7 protein-coding genes and 1 pseudogene are annotated in these 3,338 nt (G+C 59.8%); all 8 read left to right on the top strand.

From position 1 onward, the window contains the following. A partial coding sequence (locus Q0C48_RS04860; protein ID WP_291522091.1) for a pilin occupies window positions 1–183 on the top strand: 183 nt, incomplete at its 5' end. Window positions 184–250: 67 nt separating this feature from the next. Next, window positions 251–1,090 (top strand): tetratricopeptide repeat protein, encoded by an 840-nt coding sequence (locus Q0C48_RS04865; protein WP_291522093.1) that lies wholly within the window; start codon window positions 251–253, stop codon window positions 1,088–1,090. A gap of 165 nt (window positions 1,091–1,255) precedes the next feature. Beyond that, the gene (locus Q0C48_RS04870) at window positions 1,256–1,462 is read left to right on the top strand and encodes a type II toxin-antitoxin system HicA family toxin (RefSeq protein ID WP_291522095.1); all 207 of its coding nucleotides are present in this window, start codon (window positions 1,256–1,258) and stop codon (window positions 1,460–1,462) included. Beyond that, window positions 1,459–1,857 (top strand): type II toxin-antitoxin system HicB family antitoxin, encoded by a 399-nt coding sequence (locus tag Q0C48_RS04875; RefSeq protein WP_291522098.1) that lies wholly within the window; start codon window positions 1,459–1,461, stop codon window positions 1,855–1,857. Before Q0C48_RS04870 ends, Q0C48_RS04875 begins: the two co-directional genes overlap by 4 nt. Before the next feature lie 40 nt (window positions 1,858–1,897). Beyond that, window positions 1,898–2,119 (top strand): hypothetical protein, encoded by a 222-nt coding sequence (locus Q0C48_RS04880; protein ID WP_291522100.1) that lies wholly within the window; start codon window positions 1,898–1,900, stop codon window positions 2,117–2,119. Further along, window positions 2,113–2,736: a recombinase family protein gene (locus Q0C48_RS04885; RefSeq protein ID WP_291522102.1), complete on the top strand. Its 624-nt coding sequence runs from the start codon at window positions 2,113–2,115 to the stop codon at window positions 2,734–2,736. The genes Q0C48_RS04880 and Q0C48_RS04885 overlap by 7 nt, the downstream gene beginning before the upstream one ends. Before the next feature lie 5 nt (window positions 2,737–2,741). Beyond that, window positions 2,742–3,011, top strand: a pseudogene (locus Q0C48_RS14655) (BrnT family toxin); the annotation flags it as partial. A 24-nt stretch (window positions 3,012–3,035) separates the two neighbouring features. Next, complete coding sequence (locus Q0C48_RS14660; RefSeq protein ID WP_366937004.1) at window positions 3,036–3,323, top strand: BrnA antitoxin family protein; 288 nt, start codon at window positions 3,036–3,038, stop codon at window positions 3,321–3,323. Window positions 3,324–3,338: the final 15 nt, after the last annotated feature.

Raw genomic sequence — 3,338 nt, forward strand, 5'->3', positions numbered from 1 at the left:
GGCGTTCTTGTCACTATTCAGTACGGCGGCAACAAAGCAAATTCTGCAATTCAGAACAAGACCTTGTTTCTTTCCGGTAGCGCTGGAAATTCTTCAATAAACTGGAAGTGTACGAATGCACCAGGCGGAACGATGCCCGCAAACGCGGTTCCATCACAATATCTTCCAGCATCCTGTCGATAACCACCGTTTTTTGAGGTGGCGTAGTGCGCCACTGCATAGGCATCAGTCGATGCGCTAACGTGACGTCATGGCCGCGCAAAAGCTCTTTTATACCCGCCAATTCCTGGCGAAGAAATCACTGCCGATTATGTTCAGCCAATCCATGCGACATCATCTCCTCGCCATATCCATCGCCTTCTCTCTGGCTTTGTTTGGAGCAACAGCACAAGCCATGACAAGCGAACAGGCGGAAGCATTAGCCAGATCTGCCTATCTCCAAAAGGACGCCTCATCGCTTGCAAAACTTCAAGCGGCAGCGCAAAGCGGCGATGCCAACGCTCAAGATTGGCTGGGCGTCATGTACCAATACGGCCAGGGCGTGCCGCAGGACTATGCGCAGGCACTCGCTTGGTACCGCAAGGCCGCCGACCAGGGCTACGCCGCTGCGCAAAACAACCTGGGCTTCATGTACGACAACGGCCAGGGCGTGCCGCAGGACTATGTGATTGCCTATGCGCTTTACAACCTCTCCGCGACGGGCAATCCCTCCAAGGACAACCCTGCAACGTCCAACCGCACTCATCTGGCTTCAATCATGACGGAGCAGCAAATCGAGAGGGCGCAACAACTGACGCAGCGCATGCAGAGTATTGGGGTACTGAAAGCCATCAATGCCATGCCTGTAGAGAAACGCACCGCATTCAATCAGAATCCAGGTGGCACATCACCTAAGTCGATCAGAACCACTGGGAACAGCCCGTGGCCTGCACGGCCAGAAAAAGTCCCCGGCGAGACAACCTGCAACACACGGTGCATTAATGGCAGTTGCTGGCGAACCTATGACAACGGACGCCATGTCCACCTGAACGTTGCGCCAAGCGTAGATCCATTTAGCGGAAACATAACGTTCAATCCGCCGCCTTGTTAACCACCGTTTTTGAGAAGCCCGCCACCCGCGCAATGCCTTGACCATCGATCAAGGACTTGCGCGGGTTTTTCGTTCTCGAAATCCTGTCTTGATTGTTTTTTCTCGATTGAATAGCATGGAGGTGAGTTCCGAGAAGTCTGCGGTGCCGTTTTGATGGTGTGTATAATGCACACCATGAACAGCACCGATCTGATCAAGCAGCTGCTGGCCGATGGGTGGGTGCTGCGGGCGACCAAAGGGTCGCATCACATCTACACCCACCCGGACAAGCCCGGGCATCTCAGTGTGCCGCATCCCAAGAAGGATCTGGGAGTGGGCTTGAGCCACAAGCTCTTGAAGCAGGCTGGCCTGAAACCGAGGACTGCACCATGAACTATCCCATTGCAATCGAACCTGGCGATGAGGGCCATGCCTATGGCGTGGTGGTGCCCGATCTGCCGGGGTGTTTTTCGGCGGGCGATACGCTGGACGACGCCATGACCAACGCCCGTGAGGCCATCGAACTTTGGCTGGAAACAGTGATGGATGACGGCGGCACGATTCCCGCTCCGTCCTCTGTGGCCGCGCTCCAGGAACAGCCCGAATTTGCCGGGTGGATCTGGGCTGTCGTGCCGGTGGATCTGGCAAAGCTGTCCGACCGCGTGGAGCGCATCAACATCACCCTGCCCGCCCGGGTGCTGCGCCGCATCGATGCGGCGGCTCAGGCCGCCGGAGAATCCCGCTCGGGTTATCTGGCCCGTTGTGCGGTGATGGGCGGGCCACACTGAGGATGCCGCTCCCCGGAAGGATGCGAGAAGGAGAATCCCCGTGTCGCCATACGTTGTCATCAGCATGGATCACCAGGCGTGGCAAGCGGGCTATGCCGCAGGTCTGCAAGGCCGTCCCAACATCATCCCGCCCGAGCTCGATGGCCTGGCCTTCAGTTCGGGTTACATCGAGGGCACGGCGCATCGGCAAGGGTTTGATGCAGTCGGACGTGAGAAGCTGGCCAAGCTGCTTGAAGAGTCCAACTCGGAAAAATCATGCTGATCGGCTACGCGCGTGTGTCCACGCAGGATCAGAACCTGGAATTGCAGCGCCAGGCGCTGGCTGTTGCGGGCTGTGCCAAGGTCTATGAGGATGCCATGAGCGGGCTGCGGGCCGACCGCCCCGGGCTGGCACGCGCGCTCGATGCGCTCAGAGAGGGCGACACCCTGGTGGTGTGGAAGCTCGACCGCCTGGGGCGCAGCGTCAAGGGCCTGGTCGAGCTGGTGGAGTCCTTGCAGGCCCAGGGCATTCAGTTCAGGAGCCTGACCGATGCCATCGACACCTCCACCCCGTCCGGGCGGTTCTTCTTCCATGTGATGGCGTCTTTGGCGCAGATGGAGCGCGAGCTGATTGCCGAGCGCACCAAGGCGGGTCTTGCCGCCGCGAGAAAGGCCGGACGGGTCGGCGGCAGAAAGCGCAGCATGACACCGGCCAAGATCGAGGCGGCCAGGACACTGATGCAGCAGGGCACGCCGGCCAGGGATGTGGCGGCCACTCTCGGGGTGTCGGTGCCGACGCTCTATCGATGGGTGCCGGCGGCGACGATGGACGGAACGACCAGCGGCTCTCATCCGCAGCCACCCGCGTTGCAGCGCAATGCCTGTGACACCGCCAAATAGTCTGGATGGGGGCAAAGCGCCCAGGTCACGCCAAGCACAGAATTATTGTTGCTACGATAATCTATGTGCAGATTGAATTTGACCCCGACAAACGCGAGCAGACGCTCAATGCGCGCGGTCTGGATTTCGCGCAAGCTGGCGAGGTTTTTGCCGGGCGGCACTTCTCTCAGCGGGATACGCGGACTGATTACGGGGAAGAGCGCCACATCACTGTGGGCACACTGCAAGGCCGCCTGGTGGTGGTCGTCTGGACGCAGCGCGGCACAGCGCGCCGCATCATCAGCATGATGGAGAAGCCAATGAGCGGGAACAAGCACGTTTCCAAAACCACCTGGAGTGATCCCGACGATGCGCCGGAGCTGAGCGATGCCTGGTTTGCAACGGCCGACCTCTACCAAGGCGAGCAACTGGTGCGCCGAGGACGACCCAAGGCGGCCGTCACCAAGGTGCATACCGGCATCCGCCTGGACGCCGACATTCTGGCGGCATTCAAGGCCCAAGGCCCGCGCTGGCAAAGTCGCATGAATGCGGCCCTGCGTGACTGGCTCAAGGAGCACACCCCGGATTCTCGAAGCTCAGGGCGCTGAGGGCGTGCTGTCGAG

Source organism: Acidithiobacillus sp. (assembly GCF_023255755.1).
In the GTDB taxonomy this organism is placed as follows: Bacteria; Pseudomonadota; Gammaproteobacteria; order Acidithiobacillales; family Acidithiobacillaceae; genus Acidithiobacillus.